Origin of the sequence: Flexivirga sp. (genome assembly GCF_035551235.1) — a bacterium.
In the GTDB taxonomy this organism is placed as follows: domain Bacteria; phylum Actinomycetota; class Actinomycetes; order Actinomycetales; family Dermatophilaceae; genus Flexivirga.
In genome coordinates, this window is the sequence record NZ_DASZNO010000051.1 from 19,919 (window position 1) to 37,065 (window position 17,147).

Genomic DNA, 17,147 nt, shown 5'->3' on the forward strand with positions numbered 1-17,147 from the left:
ATTTTCCGAGCGGTTATCGTGGGGCGGATGATGACCTTGCAGCGCTTGGAGCCTCGCGAAGTGCCGCTCGGCGGCCTGCGGGCCATGCTGGTCCGGCGCACCATCCCGCACCGCGACCGCACGCTCGTGGGCGCGTGGTGCTTCGCCGACCACTTCGGGCCGTCGACCACGCCGATGGATGTCGCGCCGCACCCGCACTGCGGGCTTCAGACGGTGACCTGGCTGTTCGACGGCGAGGTCGAGCACCGTGACAGCGCGGGCAATACCCAGCTGGTCCGCCCCGGCGAGGTCAATCTGATGACGGCGGGCAACGGCATCAGTCACTCCGAGGTGTCCCGCTCGGCGAACCTGCGCGGCGTGCAGCTGTGGGTCGCCCAGCCTGACGCAGATCGCAACGGCACCAACGGTTTCGACCACTTCGCCACGGCGGTGACGCAACTCCCGGTGATGTCCGGCGAGGCCACCGCCCGCGTCTTCGTGGGCGAGCTGGCGGGCGCCGCGTCGCCGGTCCGGACCTACAGCCCGCTGGTGGCCGCGCAGATCGAGCTCGCGCCGGGCACCGCCCTCGACATCGCGGTCGACCCGACGTTCGAGCACGCCGTCCTCCTCGACGACGGCGACCTGACGATCGCTCCCGGTGATGCCATGGAGGAGGAGGCGCTCGTGCTCCAGCACGCCGAACTGGGCCTGATCGACCTGGGTCGCGAGCATCTGCGCTTCACCTCGGGCGACGCACCCGCGCGCGCCATACTCATCGGCGGGGTGCCGCTCGCCGAGGACATCGTCATGTGGTGGAACTTCGTCGCCCGCACCCACGAGGAGATCGTCGCCGCACGCGACGAATGGCAAGCGGACTCAGGCAGATTCGGTCACGTCGAGGGGTATGTCGGTGCGATCGACCGCATTCCCGCTCCCGAGATGCCGCCCCTGCGCCTCAAGCCGAGGAAGCCCCGCCCCTGAGGTGGCCGAGGAGCGAGGAACGAGCGTCTCGAGGTCCCTCACGTCGGAGGGACCTCGAGACGAGCTCGGCTAGCGCCTCGCTCTCCTCGGCCACCTCTAGCGCCTCGGCCAGCTCTTACGCCACGCGGTGCTCCGGCGACCTGGTGAGTGACGGGTCACGCTGCGCCAGGCTTCCCAGCGCATCGTCGATCCGGCTCAGCACGTCGGCGTCCAGCTTCACACCGGAAGCCTTGACGTTCTCGGTGACCTGCTCGGGTCGCGAGGCACCGATGAGCGCGCTGGCGACGTTGTCGTTCTGCAGCACCCACGCGACGGCGAGCTGTGCCATGGTCAGCCCGAGGTCGGCAGCGATCGGCGCGAGTTTCTGCACGCCCGTGAGGGTTTCGTCATTCAGGAAGCGCGAGATCATGTCCGCGCCGCCCTTCTCGTCGGTGGCCCGGCTGCCGGCCGGCGGCTGCTCACCCGGCTTGTACTTCCCGGTCAGGATGCCTTGGGCCACGGGAGACCAGACGATCTGCGAGATGCCCAGCTCTGCGGACGTGGGCACCACCTTCTCCTCGATGACCCGCCACAGCATCGAATACTGCGGTTGGTTCGAAATCAGCTGGAAACCAAGCTCTTTCGCCAGAGCATGCCCGGAGCGCAACTGCTCTGCAGTCCACTCGCTGACCCCGATGTAGAGCGCCTTGCCCTGGCGCACGAGATCCGCGAACGCCTGCATGGTCTCCTCCAGCGGCGTCTCGTAGTCGTAGCGGTGCGCCTGATAGAGGTCGATGTGGTCGGTGCCGAGCCGCTGCAACGAGCCGTTGATCGACTCGGTGATGTGCTTGCGCGACAGACCGGTGTCGTTGTGCCCCTTGGGTCCGGTCGGGAAGTAGACCTTGGTGAAGATCTCCAGGCTCTCCCGACGCTGTCCCTTCAGGGCCTCGCCGAGGACCGTCTCCGCCGCGGTGTTTGCATAGACGTCAGCGGTGTCGAAGGTGGTGATGCCGGCATCGAGCGCGGCGCGAACACACGCGATCGCGGCGTCGTTCTCGACCTGCGACCCATGGGTCAGCCAGTTGCCGTAGGTGATCTCCGAGATCTTCAGGCCTGAATTGCCGAGGTAGCGAAACTCCATGTCCCCCACCGTACGACCGCTTCCCAGCGCCGCGTAGCGGGCCGTGGTCTGATGGTTCGATGACCCGCTTCGCGTATGCCGTGACAGACGTCGAGCTCGACGGCTTCTCGCCCGGGGCGAACTCGATGCGCTCGTTCGCATCGGTCGCCATCGACGCCACGGGCTCCGAACTCGGCCGATTCGAAGCGGTGCTCGAGCCGTTGCCCGGGTCAGTCCCCAACCCGGACACGCTGGCGTGGTTCCGCACCCAGCCGCCGGAGGTATGGCGCGCCGCGACCGAGAACCCACAACCACCGGCAAATGTCATGAGCGACTTCGCTGATTGGATCCGATCTCTCGCAATGCCAGTGCATTTCGCCGCTGCACCCGCGGCGTTCGACGGCGGCTGGATCGACTTCTACCTGCGACGCTTCACGCCATACGGGCTGGTCATGGGGCCCGACGCCAAGGATCCGCTCTTCACCGGAACCCTCTGCCTGCACTCCTTCGCCTGCGGAGTGACCGGCGCGGACCCGGCGACGTTCACCGTGCACGACCTTCCCAAGAGCTGGTTCGGCGACGTCACGCACACGCACCGTGCGATCGATGATGCGCTCGGTTACGCCAACCTGCTGGCGACGCTGTTCACGAAGCTGCGCTGACACCCGCCTCCTGCAACGCTCGCTGCAGCACGCCGCGAGCGGCCGCGAGACCCTCGGGGCGTATGCCGGTGTCGATGCCCTCGCCTTCGAGCAATCCGACCAGGTCAGCAGTGTCCAGATTGCCGTGCGCTCCCGGCGCGAAGGGACAGCCGCCGAGCCCACCGAGAGCGCTGTCGAACTGGTCGACTCCCGCGTCGACCGCCGCCGTGACCGTCGTCAGTGCCTGCCCCTCGCCATCGTGCAGGTGCAGTCCCAGCGGTAGGTCCGGAAACGCATTCCGGACCGCCGTGACAGTTTCCATCACCTGCGCTGTTGATGCCGTGCCGAGCGTGTCGGCCAGGGAAACCCTCGTTGCGCCGAGATCCACCAGTGCGGAGACGACCCCGACTGCCTGCGCCGCGCTGACAGGTCCGTCGAACGGGCAGTTGAACGCCACGGACACAGCGCCGGTCACGTCGAACGAGACTGGGGCAGAACGAAGTTCATCGGCATACTGCCCAAGCAACTGCTGCGGCGAACGGCCGGCATTGGCCTGGCTGTGGCCATTCGCCGCGGACACTACCAGGCGCAGTTCATCGAGGTGAGACTCACGCGCCCTCTGTATGCCGCGCCCGTTCAGCGCGATCGCGCAGATCCGGATGGAAGCCAGGTCCGCCAACCCCTCGAGCACTGCAGTGGCATCACCCATCTGGGGCACCCACTTCGGCGATACGAACGCCGCCACCTCCAGTTCGGCAACGCCTGCGGCGACGAGGGCGCGTGCCAGCGCCACTTTCGTACCCGTGGAGACCACGCCGTCGAGGTCCTGGAGCCCGTCTCGCAGAACCACATCGGTCAGCCGGACAACCATTCAGATCACTCCGTTCGCGTGCAATGCAGTCAGCTCTTCCGCGGTGACGCCGGCGAATTCACGCAATACCGCGTCAGTGTCTTCCCCGACCTCGGGGCCGACCCAGCGCGGTGCAGCCGGCACTCCTGCGATCTTGGGCACGACACCGGGAAAACGCACCTGTTCCACCGCGTCACCGATCTGCACCGCCATGGGCTGCAACATCCCCCTCGCCGCGTAGTGCGGATCCGCAGAGATCTGAGCGGCATTCATGACGCTCCCGGCCGGCACCCCGGCCCGCTGCAACAGCTCCAACGCGTCGGGCATGTCCGTCGCTGCCGCCCACTCGGTGATGATCTTGTCGAGTTCCTCCGCGCGCGCCGCACGCCCGGGCCCGTCCTGCAACGTGGGACACAGCGCCAGATCCGACCTGCCGATGGCGTGCATCATCCGAGTGAAGACACCGTTCGCGTTGCCACCGATGACGATCGATGACCCGTCCTTGCACTCATAGGCCCCCGACGGCACAACACCAGGCAGCTTGCCACCGCTCCGCTCGCGGACGACGCCGTAGGCGTCGTAGTCGGGCACCAACGAGTCGAGCACGCTGAAGACCGACTCGTAGAGCGCGACGTCGACCACGTCGAGATCCCGCGGTTCGTCGGGTTGCGACGCCGTGCGCGCTCGCCGCAGCAGCATCATGAGCGCACCCATGACGCCATACATGCCGGCGAGCACGTCGCCGAGGCTGGCGGCGGCACGACAGGACTCCTCGTCAGGGCGTCCCGTGATGTACCGAAGTCCGCCGAAAGCCTCTGCCACGCCACCGAATCCGGCAAGTTCGCGGTAGGGACCGGTCTGCCCGTATCCCGAGATGCGCACCATGATCAGCTCAGGATTGACGGCCTTCAGGTCCTCCGGTCCGAGATTCCACCGCTCCAGGGTGCCGGGGCGGAAGTTCTCCAGCACCACGTCACACTCGGCGGCCAGCCGGGTTGCGAGTGACTGCCCCTCCGCCGTACGCAGGTCGAGCGTCACCGACCGCTTGTTCCGTCCGATGGTGCGGAACATCATCGAGGTGCCCTCGCGCAGGGCGCGCCAGCCACGAAGCTCATCGCCGTCACCGGGCCGCTCCACCTTGATGACCTCCGCACCGAATTCGGCGAAGATCTTGCCGGCGAACGGAGCGGCGATGAAGCTGCCCAACTCGAGGATGCGCACGCCGGCGAGCGGGCCTTGTCCGTCGGGACGAATCGGTGCGGGTCCGGCCGCCATCAGCCGATCGCCTCCTTCGCGACCGACCCGGGTGCGACAGTGCGATCGCCCTGCACCAGATTGACGTCGGTGAGCGTGCGTCCGGTGGCCCGCGGCCCGAAGACGAGCACGTTGACGGCGACAACGACCATCGCTGCAGCAACTACCGTGAACAGCAATCCGGACCCATGGTGCTCCAGGAGTGGCAGCAGGATGAACGGCATCAGACCGCTCGACAGGCGAGACAGCGAATAGGTCCCACTGGCAGCGGTGGCGCGCAGGCGGGTGGGAAAGATCTCGGCCTGATAGACGTGATAGGCGTTGGAGAAGACGTTCGAGGCGGCGGTGTAGCAGAAGCCGAGGACCAGAATGGCGGCCTCCGATCCGGAGAGTCCGAACGCGATGCCGAACACCGCCATCGCGATTGCCCCTCCGCACACGAGTTGCTTCCGCTCGATGCGTTCGATGATCGGCAGCGAGATCAGCGAGCCGGCCGGGTATCCGATGAAGATCACCGACAGGAAGCCGAGACTGGTGACGATGTCGAAGCCCCGCGCGGCCAGCACCGAAGGCACCAGCGTGCCGAATCCGTAGTAACCCCAGGTCTGCAGGAACTGGAAGACGACCATCATCCAAGTCCTCCGCGCGTATGGCGCCTTGAACAGCTCCGACGCATCCGAGCCACCCGTGGTCGCGGGGGTCTCGGGTGAGGGCGGCGACAGCTCCAGCCCGCGCTCCTGCGCCGCGCGCTCGAACCGTTCCACGATGGCCTCGGCCTCCGCGTCACGCCCGGCGGACGCGAGCCAGCGAGGCGATTCCGGCAGCCCGGTCCGCAGCACGAAGATGATGAGCGCACCGAGCGCGCCGAACAGGAAGAGCCACCGCCAACCCTCGACCCCGAGCGGTTGCAACGGCACCAGCCAGTGCCCGAGGAACCCGACGACCGGCACACCGACGAAGGACACGGTGTAGGCGATGCTGGTGAAGAATCCACGCTTCTTCGGCGGCAGCAGATCGCCCAGATAGGCGTCCGACACCGGAGGCTCGGCACCGATGCCGAAGCCGGCGATGAACCGGCAGATGACCAGGAACGCCACATTGGGACTCAAGGCCGCCAGCACGGTGAATACCGAGTAGATCCCCAAGGACAGCAGGAAGGCACGGCGGCGTCCGAGGCGGTCGGCGATACGGCCGATCGTGACCGCCCCGAGGAACATTCCGAGGAATGACGAGGCCAGCAGCCAGGTGAGTCCCGTGCCGCCGAGGCCGAACTTCCCCTTGAGCACTGTGCTGAGCGTGCCCGACAGGAAGATCTCGTAAATGTCGAAGAACAGGCCGAGGCCGATGACGATCGTCGCCTTCACGTGCAACGGCGTGATCGGCAGACGGTCCATCCTCGCGGCGACCGATGGGACGGACGCTGCGCGTGGTGTAGCTTGATCCTGCTTCATGATGCCCTCCACACTCGAGTAACCATGCGGCAGAACGGTATTCATCACTAACCGGTCGAGATAGAGCTCACACCGAAGATCATCCGAAGGTGGAGCCTCCACCACCGATTCCGGGAGACGGCCTCCACCAAAGTGGAGGTGAGCGGCCGCAGGCCGGTAGGCCCCTTGTGCAATCCCTGCATCAGCGCAACACTCTGGGCGGTCTGTGGACGACGGAGGTCGGATGGTGCTGCGCAGCCGACCGGCTGAAAGAGATCGAGGTATGACGGCGCACGTCATACTCCTCGACGACGACCCGCTCTCCCGGCAGATGCTGCTCCACACCCTCAACCACCGCAGCGATCTGCGCGTGGAGGTGCCGACGGGCGCCGCCCTACCCGAACCCGGAGCGGGCCGGATCGTGCTGCTGGCCCACACACCCGAGCGGCCGGTGCGGGTCGACCAGATCCAAGCGCTCGTGGCGCGTGGCCACCGGGTGCTCGTCATCGGGGCGCGCTGGTCGGCCGATGTCATCCAGCGGACGTTGGAGGCGGGCTCCTCGGGCTGCATTCTCCGGAGCCCGGACGTCAACGGGCTGGCCATCGCGATCCATGCGGCGGCCGCCGGACATGTGATCGTCTCCCCCGAGCTGATCCCCACGTATCTGCACGCGTCCGAGGGCCCGCACACGGCGGAGGCGGTTCAGCCCACGGACCGTGCGCTGGAGCTACTGGACGCGCTCACCGCCCGGGAACTGCAGATCCTCGGCCTTCTCGGGGACGGCCTCGCCACGAGCGAGATCGCCGACCAGCTCTATGTCAGTGCGGCCACCGTGAAGAGCCACGTGTCGCACGCGTTGGCCAAGCTCGGCGTCAGGAACCGCGTGCAAGCCGTCCTACTGATCAAAGGAGCTGGGGCTCTTGGAGTTGTCCCGCACCAGTCCTCGGGGAACAGGGGTCCCCACCCACGACGGAGGCGATCGGCCATGACCCGGATGCAACACACCAACCCACGTGACGACGCCACCACCCTGGCGTTCGTTCCCATCTCCGCCCGCTTGGACCGGCTCCCCATCGTCCCGGCCCACGTGTGGGCCTGCCTCGCGATCGGCGTCGGTCTCTTCTTCGACTTCTACGACCTCTTCATCACCACGGTGCTGGTCACCGACCTCCCCCATCCGCGACACGGGAGCACCCTGGCCATGTCCGCGACCTTCGGCGGAATGTTCGTGGGCACAATGATTTTCAGCTCTGTCGCGGACCTCATCGGCCGGCGGCGGGCGTTCCTGGCGTCCATCGCCGTCTACTCGGTGGCCTCGCTCGCCTGTGCGATCAGCCCCAATCTCTGGGTGCTGCTCGCTGCGCGGGTGGTCGCCGGCATCGGTATCGGCGCGGAGCTGCCGGTGGCCGACACCTACCTCAGCGACCTGCTGCCCTCCCGCTACCGCGGTCGGCTCACGGCGCTCGCCTACACGGTCGGCTTCGTCGGCGTCCCGGTGGCCGGACTCATGGCACGGGTGTTGCTTCCCCAAGCGCCTGCCGGCATCTCCGGATGGCGCTGGATGTTCGTGATCGGCTCGCTCGGCGCGGTCGTCGCGCTGTTCCTGCGCAAGAGCCTGCCCGAATCGCCGCGGTGGCTCGAGGTCGTCGGACGGTCCGATGAGGCTGCCGCGATCGTCTCCCGGATGGAGCGTTCGGCGGCACAGCGTGGGCCGATCCCGCTTCCCCGTCTCCCCGAACGCTCAACGCCGCCAGTGTCTTTCGCAACCTCATGGACGCGGCCGGTGCCCAGGCGGCGGTGGTTGATGATGCTGATCTTCCAGCCGTTGCAGGGCGTCGGATACTACGGGTTCGGGACCCTGGCACTGCTCGTCTTCACGGACCGCGGTTACTCGATCGTGACGTCGCTGACCTTCGTGGCATTGACCTACATCGGTTACCCACTGGGCTCCCTGCTCTCGATGACCATCATCGATCGCATCGACCGGCGCTGGCTCACCGTCTGGTCAGGACTGGCGATGGCGATCTGCGGCGTACTGTTCGCGTTCAGCCATGCGCCGGGCGCCATCGTCGCCTTCGGGTTCTGCTACACGGCTGTCTCGAACGTATTCTCCAACTCGTTCCACGTCTATCAGGTGGAGCTCTTCCCCACCGAGGTCCGCGCTCGAGGCGGTGGGGTCCCGTATGCCGTCAGCCGTCTCACGATCGGGCTCATGCCCTTCCTGCTCGTCCCAGTGCTCGAACACCTCGGGAGCGCAGTCGCCTTCGGTGCGACCGGCGCGGCGATGATCGTCGCCGTCGGCGCGATCGCGCTCCTCGGGTCACCATCCACGGGACTTTCACTGGAGGAGATCAACGACCCCCGAGTGCGATGAGCGACGCCGCTCAGGACGCGGCGGGCACCGCCTCAACGGACTGAGTTCGGTCCGCCGGGGTGAGCCGGGCCGGGAGATTCTCCCAGCCGCGCAGGATGCGCGTGGGTCGGCGAGAGGCGCCAGGTAGGAGCTCGACCGAACCGAACCGGTCATAGAACGCCCGGAGTGCCACCTCACCCTCCATCCGCGCGAGCGCCGACCCGAGGCAGTAGTGCCGCCCGGCCGAGAACGACAGGTGATCACGCGCGTTCGTCCGCCGTACGTCGAAGCGGTTCGGGTCGGTGAAGACCTTGGGGTCGCGGTTCGCGCCCGCGAGCACGGTGATGACCAGCTCCGCCTCCTTGAGCTGCTGACCGACGATCTCGGTGTCCCTGCTGACCTGCCGCCCGGTGAGCAGGACCGGCGGGTCGAAGCGCAGGATCTCCTCGACCGCGTTGGGCCAGCCGGCCGGGTCGTCGCGGAGCTGTTGCAGCTGGTCCGGGTGCTCGTCGAGCAGCCGAATCCCGTTGCCCAGCAGGTTGACCGTTGTCTCGAAGCCGGCCGCGAGCACCAGACCCGCAGTCGCCTTCAGCTCACGTTCGGTCAGCTGCGCGCCGTCGTCACTGGCCCGGACGAGTTGGCTGAACAGGTCATCGCCCGGATGCTTGCGCAAGTGACCGAGGTGCTCACCGAGCCAGGTGTCGAACTCGTCGAGCGAGTCCTCGACCCGGCGGAAGTCGTGCCAGCTGAGTCCCATGTCGAGACTCGGCGCCGCGCCGCCGCCGAGTTCGAGCACCAGGCCGCGATCCTTCTCGGGCACACCGAGGATCTCGGAGATGACCTCGACCGGGAGCTTCGCGCAATAGGCCTCGACCAGATCAACCGGACGGTCCGCCGGTATGCCGGCCAGCAGCTCCGCGGCAATCTCCTCGGTGCGCAGGCGCAGCTTCGCCACGGCGCGTGCGGTGAACACGCGGGTCACCAGCTTCCGATAGCGGGTGTGATCCGGCGGCTCGACCGCCAGCAGGGACGGTGCCTCGACTGGGTTCAGACCGTCGCGTTTGGCCCAGCGCCCCAATCGCCCAAGGACGGTCCCGTCCTCGAAGACGAATCCGGCATGAACATCGTTGCTGCTCAACGTCTCTCGCACGGCTTCGTGGTCAACCGTGATGTGCCCGAGACGCCACTTCGCCATAGTCCCCGCACCGCGGATCTCCTCGATGAGGGGCAACAGTTCCTGCGTGCTGAGGCGCTCGGCCTCGGTCGACATACGGCCCTGGAAGTCGCCCTTCCGTGCCGCCATACGCATCAGGTTGCCGGGCAGCCCGTGGCCGAGGCTCCAGCGCACGCCGCGCTTCAGGTGGTCTGCTGGGTTCATCGCGCCTCCGCGTTTACGACAGGTGTAGTGACTCACTTCACACTAGGCTCGAATCCGCTACGGCGCCACCCATTGGCTCCGAAAATGCCCTCTTCAGCCGGTGACCGCCGCACGACGGAGCGCGTATTTTGCGAGCGCCTCATCGAGGTCGTGCTCGTCGAACGCGGGCCACATCTTGTCGCTGAATACGATCTCGGCGCGCTGGCTCTGCCAGGGGAAGAACCCGGAGATGCGCCGCTCCCCGCTGGTGCGGATCACCAGATCGATGTCCTTGACCGGGCCGCCGCGGCCTTCGCCCAGCGCCGGTTGCCGTCCATGATCACGCCGAGGTGCGTGGGCAGCCCGCCAGAGGTCACTGCTGCAGTCCTCATGCCGCGATTCTGGCAGCGCAACCTGATCGAGCGGCATACACGTGCATCGAGCGGCAGGGATGATCGGCCCGATTTCGTACGCCGGTCAATCCCTGTGTGTGCCGGTCGATCTACGGTGGCTTCATGTCCATCGATCGCGTTCGCTCCCGCGACCTCGGGGTCGCACCCGGCAATGGCACGCCTGGTCCGACGAACACGATCGTCGACGTTCCCGGCGTCCGCGTCGGGCAGGTGACGATCCTCGAAGGCACTCGCCTGCACACCGGCGTGACCGCGATCGTCCCCGACGCGGTGGACGTCCCCGGTGGTCGTATGCCGGCAGGGCTCTTCGTCGGCAACGGTTACGGAAAGCTTGTCGGTGCAACGCAATTGGTGGAGTTGGGCGAGATCGAGACGCCGATCCTGCTGACCGGGACATTGTCGGCCTTCCGGGCCGCGGACGCCCTGGTCAGCTACGTACTGAGCAACCCCGGCAACGAGTCCGTCGAGTCACTGAACCCGGTCGTCGGGGAGACCAACGACGGGTTCCTGTCCGACATACGCAGCCGGCCGATCACCGAGGCGCACGTCCTGGAGGCACTGCGCACCGCGAGCACCGACCCGGTCGAGCAGGGCTGTGTCGGAGCCGGCACCGGCACGGCCGCTCTCGGTTTCAAAGGCGGTATCGGCAGCGCCTCGCGCGTCGTCGATCTCGGCGAGCACGGCAGCTGCACTCTCGGGGTCCTCGCACAGACGAACTTCTCCGGCACGCTGACCGTGCACGGCGTGCCGATCACGCCGCAGGAGGGGCTGAGCACTCCACTAGCGAATGACGCAGTGCCCCAGGGCAACTCGTGCATGTTGATCGTCGCGATCGACGCTGGACTGGACGCCCGGCAGCTGACCAGGGTGGCCACCCGCGCGGTCTTCGGTATGGCGCAGGTCGGCTCCGACTTCGCCCAGGGCAGCGGCGACTACGCCATCGCCTTCGACACCGGGCCAACCGTGCCGGTCCCGGACGCGCAGCTCAATCCGGTGTTCGCGGCCGTGCAGGAAGCCGTCGCTGAAGCGGTGCTCGACTCGCTCTTCCTGGCGACGACCACCACAGGTTTCCACGGACACACGAAGCACGCCGTCCCGCTGGACTTCGTGCTCGAGAAGTGTGCAGCAGCAGGCGTACTCAATCGATAGGGACCTGGCACACGGCCCCGCCGATCAGCGGCGTGCCGAGAATTTCAGTCGGAGGTCGTTCCCGAGGTGGCGGTAGCCGAGCGCCCGGTAGATCTTGTTGGAGGTCGGGTTCGCGAGCTCGGTGTAGAGCATGCACGTGTGACCCTGCTCCTGTTGTTGCCGGCTGGCCGAATGCACAACCGCGCTGGCGTAGCCGTGGCCGCGCTCGGCCCGTGGTGTGTAGACGCCGGACACTCGCACGACACCGCCGAAAGCTGCACTGGCCCAACACATCGCGACGGGTCGATCGTGCACCGTCCACAGGCTCACGTTGCCGGCGGCGATCTGCCGGCGGGCCGTCGCCTCGGCATCGATCGCGCTGTCACCGATCTCCTCCATGAATGCCGAGACCCAGCCCGACACCAGCGGCAGGTGCGACGCGTCCGCCATACGGTGTTCGCCGCTGACCGGCCAAGGCAATTCAACCGGCACCGGCAAGTCATAAACGCCCATACCTTCGCGTCCGGAGATCTGCTTGCTGACGGCGGGCAGATACCCGTCGGCGAACTCCAGGGCGGCTTCCTGCGGTCCGTTGACACCATCCAGGTCGGCACCGGCGGCGAGGAGGTGTTCGGCGAGCGCGGTCACGGCCCCAGGCACTGACTCCGGCAGGTGCAACGGGTGCGGCGCCGTCTGCATCGAGACCAGTGCGGGCAGACCGTCACCGTCCGAGACGACGAACCACAGCGGGTCGGCATACCTGCCCGGTTCGCGGATCAGTGAGTCGGTGACGGTCGAAAAGACGGAGTAGGCAACGGGATTCGCCGCGACGAGAGCGTGCGCGGATTCCCGTGCCTCGGCCGGGTCGGTAACCGTCCGCACTCGCCACTGCCCGCCGTCCGCCATGTCATCGATGGTCGCAGACCGGCACCTTCGGTGGCCACCGACTTCTCGGGCGGTGGCGGGGAACGACGGGGAAGGGGCGCACACTGTCCGGCAGGGGGACAGTGTGCGCCGTTCGCTTGAGAAGACCGGCCGCGGGCGATCCGCCGGGCACCTCCGCGACGCTCGCCATCCCACACTGCAAGACTGGGTGGACCATGGAGGAAGGCGAGAGCGCAGTGTCGATCGAAGACGGCGAACGACGGATCGAAGAGGGCGTGCGCACCGACTTCCGGTCGCGGATGGACTACGGCGGCTACCTCGACCTCGACAAGCTGCTCGACTCGCAGCATCCGGTCAGCGCGCCGGTCCACCCCGACGAGTTGCTCTTCATCATCCAGCACCAGACGACCGAGTTGTGGTTCAAGCTCGTGCTGCACGAGCTCACGTCGGTGCGCACCTATCTGCAGGCCGACGACGTGAGCCGGGCCCGCAAGGCGCTCGCCCGGGTCAAGCACATCTTCCGCACCCTTGCCGAGCAATGGTCGGTGCTGGCGACGCTCACGCCGAGCGAATACGCAGAGTTTCGAGGCTTTCTCGGCTCCGCCTCCGGCTTCCAGTCCTACCAGTACCGCGCGGTGGAATTCATCCTCGGCAACAAGAACGCCGGCATGCTTCCCGTGTTCGCGGCCAAGCCCGAGCAGCAGGAGCGCCTGCGCGAGCTGCTCGACTCCCCCACTGTGTATGACGCCTTCCTCCGTTTCCTCGTCGCGCACGGCCACGATGTCCCGCAACAGATCCTGGACCGCGATGTCGCCCAGGCGTGGACCGAACAGCCCGAACTGATCCCGGTCTTCCAGCGCATCTACGACGATCCGAGCGCGCACTGGGCCGAGTACGCCATGTGCGAGGACCTGGTCGACCTCGAGGATGCCTTCCAGTTCTGGCGGTTCCGGCACCTGCGCACCGTGCAGCGCACCATCGGCTACAAGAAAGGCACCGGCGGCAGCTCCGGCGTCGGCTTCCTGAAGCGGGCTCTCGACCTCACCTTCTTCCCGGAGCTCTACTCCGTGCGCACCGAGATCGGCGGTTGATCATGGCAATCGACATACTCACGCACCTGCCGGATCACGTTGTCGCAGAGGCGAAGTCGCTGGATGCGGCAGATCCGCTCGCGGCATACCGCGAGCTGTTCGTGCTGCCGGACGACGTCGTCGCCTACCTGGACGGGAACTCGCTCGGCAGGCCGCTTCGGACGACCAGGCGCCGGCTCGCGGAGTTCGTCGACGACGAGTGGGGCGAGCGACTGATCCGTGCCTGGGACGAGTCGTGGATGGAGCTGCCGCTGCGACTGGGTGACCGCATCGGCCGGGTGGCCCTCGGCGCCGCCGCCGGGCAGACGACGGTCGCCGACTCGACGACGGTGTTGCTCTACAAGCTGACCCGTGCCGCCGTCGCCGCAAGGCCCGGCCGGACCCGGATCGTCGCCGACACGGAGAACTTCCCGACCGACCGCTATGTCGTGCAGGGCATCGCCGCCGAGCTGGGTATGACGATCGATTGGATCGAACCGTCCCCGGCGACCGGGGTCACGCCGGACGAAGTACGCGAAAAGGTCTCCGACGACACGGCTTTGGTGCTGCTCAGCCACATCGCCTACAAGTCGGCCTTCATCGCCGACCTGCCGGCCATCACCCGGGTCGCGCACGATGCCGGGGCGTTAGTGCTGTGGGACCTGTGCCACTCGGTGGGTCTCGTGCCGATCGAGCTCGATGCCGCCGGTGCCGACCTGGCGGTCGGCTGCACCTACAAGTACCTCAACGGTGGCCCCGGTGCGCCGGCGTTCGGGTATGTCGCAAAGGCGTTGCAGGACAGCCTTGTTCAACCGATCAGCGGCTGGATGGGCCATGCGGAGCCATTCACGATGGGTCCGTCATACACGCCGGCGAGCGGCATGCGGCGCTTCATCAGCGGCACCCCGCCGATCCTCGGGATGCTACCGATGCAGGACATGCTGGACATCGTCGCGCAGGCCGGCATCGAGGCGATCCGGGAGAAGTCGATCCGGTTGACGGAGTTCGTCGCCGACGTCGCCGACGAGGTCTTCGCGCCGCTCGGTGTCACCGTGGCGTCACCGCGTGACCCGGCGATGCGCGGCGGGCACGTCACCCTCGAACACGAGGCGATGGAGTCCGCAATCGCTCAGCTGTGGCAGCGTGGCGTCATACCGGACTTCCGGCGACCCCGCGGCCTGCGAGCCGGAATGTCCCCACTGTCAACGAGTTTCGTGGAAGTCGCCACCGCGCTGGCGCACCTGCACGAGATCCTGACCGACCCAAGCTAGTTGCTCGGCCTCAGTGACCGAATGCCTCCGACAGCCACCACGACGGCTCGTCGGCGACGACCTTGGCGTCGATCAGCAGCGGCTTGGACCGCGTGGCCACCCAATCAGCCACCGGCGCGAGGTCGTCACGGTTGCGCACCGTGATCGCGTCGTAGCCGTATCCCCTTCCGATTGCTGCGAAGTCGGTGTCGGGGAAAGTCACGCTGTCGAGTGGGCGGCCGCGGAAGTGGTGCACTTCCGCGCCATACGCCTGGTCGTTGAAGACCACCACGACCATGGGTATGCCGAGCCGCACGACCGTCTCGAGCTCGGCGGCGGACATCAGCGCACCGCCGTCGCCGAGGGCGGCGACCGGGAGTCGGTCCGGGCGAGCGAGAGCTGCCCCGATGGTGGTCGCCAGCCCCAGTCCGATCGACTGGAACGCCTGGGTGAAGCAGAAGCCGAACTCGTCCGGCACGCGCAGGAACATGCTCGGATACCCCATGAAATTGCCGGAATCCACGCCGACGACCCGCTCGGTGGGCAGCAACTCGTCGAGTGCAAGGCACAGCGTGCGGGGATCGATGCGCTCGTCGGTGCCGGCATCGTCATACGGCACGTCGCGCCAGAGGACATTGGCCGCGATGTCGTCGCGCAGTCGATCGGTCCGATAGCCGGGCAACCCATCGCCGCCGATTCGGCCCGACACCGCCTCGGCGGTCTGCCGGACGTCACCGACCACTCCGAAGGCGATGTCGCGGTGGGCGCCGAGCGCGTCGGCGTCGAGGTCGACCTGCACCACCGTGGCATCGTCGGCGATGAGCCGGCCGTGCCGCATCGTCCACATGTTGAGGGCGCAACCCCAGCCCACTATGAGGTCGGCTCCCTTGATCAGCTCGGCGGTCAGCGGAGACGCGAATCCGCCTGAGACGTCAAGGGACCAGGGGTTGCCGTTGAACAGGCCTTTGGCCACGGCGGAGGTCGCGAGCAGGGCACCGCACTGCTCGGCGAGCGCCTCGAGCGCTTCTCGGCACCCAGGACCGCGACTGCCTCGTCCCGCGACGAAGACCGGTCGCTGCGCTGTCTGCAGGACGTCCGCGAGTCGTCGCACGTCGGTCTCAGCCGGAGCGGATGAATCCCGCACTGTGGCAACGGATGCGGGCGTCTCGACCTGCTCGGGCGCGTCGCTCTCCTGCACCTCCAGCGGCAGGTTGAGCAGCACGACCCGGCGGTCCGCGAGCGCGTTATGCACCGCGATCCGAGCCGTATGACGCGCAGCCGCCGAGTCGTCCAACCGGATCGACACGGCGCCGACCGCTTCGGCCAACGCAGCTTGGTCCACGTAGAAGTTCGACAGTGGCTGGGTGGCTTCCGCGGCCAGCACGACCATCGGGGTGCGGCTCTTGGCAGCCTCGGTGATCCCGGTCATGGCGTTCGTGAGGCCGCAGCCCTGGTGCACCGTCAGCGCGGCGATGCCGCCCGACATACGGGCATAGGCGTCGGCCATGGTGGCAGCACCGCCCTCGTGCCGCGCCGCGACATACGTGGCTCCGGCACGGACCATCGCATCGGTGACGTCGAAGTTGCCGGACCCGACCACACCGAAGACATGGTCGATCCCGGCCTCGACGAGCGCTTGCCCGACCAGCTCTGCCGTCTTCATGAACTCATTGATGCATTCTCGATGAGCGCGAGGACCCGCGCGGGGCTGCCGGTGCCTCCGACGATCGGCAGCGGGGCGACCACGATCATCGCTCCGGTCGGCGGCAGCAGCGCGAGATTCTGCAGCGAGGTCAGGCCGTATTTGTCGTTGCCGAGCAAGTGATAGTGGGCGGCGAACGGCGGGTCCAGCTCGGCGCCGCGTCCGGCATCGATGCCGACGGTCTCGACGCCGAAGCCGGAGATCGGTCGCTGGGTGGCGAGCCACTGCGCTGCTTCCGCGGTGATGCCCGGGGTGTGCGAGCCGGTCTCGTCGGCGTTGAGGCAGGCCTCCTTGTCATCGGCGAACTTGTCCCATCCGGTGCGCATCAGCAGCCATCCGTTGTCCGGCAGCGTGCCGTGCTCGGCCTCCCACGCCTCGAGGTGCGAGACGTCCAGCAGGAAGTCGGGGTCCTTGGCGACCTCAGCACAGACGTCGATGACGACTGCCGGTCCGACCAGCCGAGCGGGTGGGATGGTCGAGACGTCGTGCCCGTCCTTGCCGCTGATCCAGTGCACCGGCGCATCGAGGTGGGTGCCGATGTGCTCTCCGGTGTGGATGTTGTGGTGCTTCCAGAACGGTCCGGGTTCGTTGTACGCGCTCACCTCCTCCAGGCTGAAGTCGATGAGGTTGGCGAAGGGCTCCGGGAGTCGCAGCGTCGGCGTGTCAGCGGAGAGCCGATTGGTGAGGTCGACCACGCGGACCGATCCGTTGGCGAGCGCTGCGGCGAATCCGGTGAGGACTGACATGGTGTGCTG

The 17,147-nt window shown here is 67.3% G+C and carries 15 protein-coding genes; 6 read left to right on the forward strand and 9 right to left on the reverse strand.

Going from position 1 to position 17,147, the window contains the following annotated elements; genetic code table 11:
* Window positions 1-27: 27 nt before the first annotated feature.
* A complete protein-coding gene (locus VG502_RS19870; RefSeq protein ID WP_325551933.1) occupies window positions 28-960 on the forward strand; it encodes a pirin family protein in 933 nt (310 codons plus the stop codon).
* A 115-nt stretch (window positions 961-1,075) separates the two neighbouring features.
* On the opposite strand, the gene VG502_RS19875 is transcribed toward VG502_RS19870, so the two are convergent.
* On the reverse strand, window positions 1,076-2,080 hold the full coding sequence (locus tag VG502_RS19875) for an aldo/keto reductase family protein (protein ID WP_325551934.1): 1,005 nt from the start codon (window positions 2,078-2,080) through the stop codon (window positions 1,076-1,078).
* 59 nt (window positions 2,081-2,139) lie between these two features.
* Between VG502_RS19875 and VG502_RS19880 the strand changes: the two genes are divergently transcribed.
* Entirely contained in the window at window positions 2,140-2,721 is a 582-nt protein-coding gene (locus tag VG502_RS19880; protein ID WP_325551935.1) for a 3'-5' exonuclease family protein, read from the forward strand.
* Here the strand turns inward: VG502_RS19880 and VG502_RS19885 are convergent.
* The 3 genes from VG502_RS19885 to VG502_RS19895 are packed head-to-tail and all read right to left on the reverse strand — an operon-like array spanning window position 2,705 to window position 6,255.
* Window positions 2,705-3,571 carry a hydroxymethylglutaryl-CoA lyase gene (locus VG502_RS19885; protein WP_325551937.1) on the reverse strand — a complete coding sequence of 289 codons (867 nt, stop codon included), beginning with the start codon at window positions 3,569-3,571 and terminating at the stop codon, window positions 2,705-2,707. The genes VG502_RS19880 and VG502_RS19885 overlap by 17 nt on opposite strands.
* Window positions 3,572-4,825, reverse strand: a complete 1,254-nt coding sequence (locus VG502_RS19890; protein WP_325551939.1) for a CaiB/BaiF CoA transferase family protein — start codon at window positions 4,823-4,825, stop codon at window positions 3,572-3,574.
* The gene (locus tag VG502_RS19895; RefSeq protein ID WP_325551941.1) at window positions 4,825-6,255 is read right to left on the reverse strand and encodes an MFS transporter; all 1,431 of its coding nucleotides are present in this window, start codon (window positions 6,253-6,255) and stop codon (window positions 4,825-4,827) included. The genes VG502_RS19890 and VG502_RS19895 overlap by 1 nt, the downstream gene beginning before the upstream one ends.
* A 262-nt stretch (window positions 6,256-6,517) precedes the next feature.
* On the opposite strand from VG502_RS19895, the gene VG502_RS19900 reads away from it, so the two are divergent.
* Window positions 6,518-8,608 carry an MFS transporter gene (locus VG502_RS19900; protein WP_325551943.1) on the forward strand — a complete coding sequence of 697 codons (2,091 nt, stop codon included), beginning with the start codon at window positions 6,518-6,520 and terminating at the stop codon, window positions 8,606-8,608.
* Between the two features lie 10 nt (window positions 8,609-8,618).
* Here the strand turns inward: VG502_RS19900 and VG502_RS19905 are convergent, their stop codons facing one another.
* Both VG502_RS19905 and VG502_RS19910 read right to left on the reverse strand, forming a co-directional pair.
* Window positions 8,619-9,965: a cytochrome P450 gene (locus tag VG502_RS19905; RefSeq protein WP_325551945.1), complete on the reverse strand. Its 1,347-nt coding sequence runs from the start codon at window positions 9,963-9,965 to the stop codon at window positions 8,619-8,621.
* Between the two features lie 93 nt (window positions 9,966-10,058).
* A complete protein-coding gene (locus VG502_RS19910; protein ID WP_325551946.1) occupies window positions 10,059-10,373 on the reverse strand; it encodes an undecaprenyl diphosphate synthase family protein in 315 nt (104 codons plus the stop codon).
* An 86-nt stretch (window positions 10,374-10,459) separates the two neighbouring features.
* On the opposite strand from VG502_RS19910, the gene VG502_RS19915 reads away from it, so the two are divergent.
* Window positions 10,460-11,506, forward strand: coding sequence for a P1 family peptidase (locus VG502_RS19915; protein ID WP_325551948.1), 1,047 nt, complete (start codon window positions 10,460-10,462; stop codon window positions 11,504-11,506).
* Between the two features lie 24 nt (window positions 11,507-11,530).
* Here VG502_RS19915 and VG502_RS19920 read toward each other — a convergent pair whose 3' ends face one another.
* On the reverse strand, window positions 11,531-12,391 hold the full coding sequence (locus VG502_RS19920; RefSeq protein WP_325551949.1) for a GNAT family N-acetyltransferase: 861 nt from the start codon (window positions 12,389-12,391) through the stop codon (window positions 11,531-11,533).
* Window positions 12,392-12,585: 194 nt separating this feature from the next.
* Between VG502_RS19920 and VG502_RS19925 the strand changes: the two genes are divergently transcribed.
* Both VG502_RS19925 and kynU read left to right on the forward strand, forming a co-directional pair.
* Window positions 12,586-13,461, forward strand: a complete 876-nt coding sequence (locus VG502_RS19925) for a tryptophan 2,3-dioxygenase (RefSeq protein WP_325551951.1) — start codon at window positions 12,586-12,588, stop codon at window positions 13,459-13,461.
* A gap of 2 nt (window positions 13,462-13,463) precedes the next feature.
* Window positions 13,464-14,711: a kynureninase gene (gene kynU / locus VG502_RS19930; protein ID WP_325551952.1), complete on the forward strand. Its 1,248-nt coding sequence runs from the start codon at window positions 13,464-13,466 to the stop codon at window positions 14,709-14,711.
* 10 nt (window positions 14,712-14,721) lie between these two features.
* Here the strand turns inward: kynU and VG502_RS19935 are convergent, their stop codons facing one another.
* Complete coding sequence (locus tag VG502_RS19935; protein WP_325551953.1) at window positions 14,722-16,353, reverse strand: thiamine pyrophosphate-binding protein; 1,632 nt, start codon at window positions 16,351-16,353, stop codon at window positions 14,722-14,724.
* Window positions 16,350-17,138: a cyclase family protein gene (locus tag VG502_RS19940; RefSeq protein ID WP_325551954.1), complete on the reverse strand. Its 789-nt coding sequence runs from the start codon at window positions 17,136-17,138 to the stop codon at window positions 16,350-16,352. Before VG502_RS19940 ends, VG502_RS19935 begins: the two co-directional genes overlap by 4 nt.
* Window positions 17,139-17,147: the final 9 nt, after the last annotated feature.

Coding starts and splice junctions, on each gene's coding strand:
- VG502_RS19870 (WP_325551933.1), top strand. CDS start 28: ATGATGACCTTGCAGCGCTTGGAGCCTCGCGAAGTGCCGCTCGGCGGC.
- VG502_RS19875 (WP_325551934.1), bottom strand. CDS start 2,080: ATGGAGTTTCGCTACCTCGGCAATTCAGGCCTGAAGATCTCGGAGATC.
- VG502_RS19880 (WP_325551935.1), top strand. CDS start 2,140: ATGACCCGCTTCGCGTATGCCGTGACAGACGTCGAGCTCGACGGCTTC.
- VG502_RS19885 (WP_325551937.1), bottom strand. CDS start 3,571: ATGGTTGTCCGGCTGACCGATGTGGTTCTGCGAGACGGGCTCCAGGAC.
- VG502_RS19890 (WP_325551939.1), bottom strand. CDS start 4,825: ATGGCGGCCGGACCCGCACCGATTCGTCCCGACGGACAAGGCCCGCTC.
- VG502_RS19895 (WP_325551941.1), bottom strand. CDS start 6,255: ATGAAGCAGGATCAAGCTACACCACGCGCAGCGTCCGTCCCATCGGTC.
- VG502_RS19900 (WP_325551943.1), top strand. CDS start 6,518: ATGACGGCGCACGTCATACTCCTCGACGACGACCCGCTCTCCCGGCAG.
- VG502_RS19905 (WP_325551945.1), bottom strand. CDS start 9,965: ATGAACCCAGCAGACCACCTGAAGCGCGGCGTGCGCTGGAGCCTCGGC.
- VG502_RS19910 (WP_325551946.1), bottom strand. CDS start 10,373: ATGCCGCTCGATCAGGTTGCGCTGCCAGAATCGCGGCATGAGGACTGC.
- VG502_RS19915 (WP_325551948.1), top strand. CDS start 10,460: ATGTCCATCGATCGCGTTCGCTCCCGCGACCTCGGGGTCGCACCCGGC.
- VG502_RS19920 (WP_325551949.1), bottom strand. CDS start 12,391: ATGGCGGACGGCGGGCAGTGGCGAGTGCGGACGGTTACCGACCCGGCC.
- VG502_RS19925 (WP_325551951.1), top strand. CDS start 12,586: ATGGAGGAAGGCGAGAGCGCAGTGTCGATCGAAGACGGCGAACGACGG.
- kynU (WP_325551952.1), top strand. CDS start 13,464: ATGGCAATCGACATACTCACGCACCTGCCGGATCACGTTGTCGCAGAG.
- VG502_RS19935 (WP_325551953.1), bottom strand. CDS start 16,353: ATGAAGACGGCAGAGCTGGTCGGGCAAGCGCTCGTCGAGGCCGGGATC.
- VG502_RS19940 (WP_325551954.1), bottom strand. CDS start 17,138: ATGTCAGTCCTCACCGGATTCGCCGCAGCGCTCGCCAACGGATCGGTC.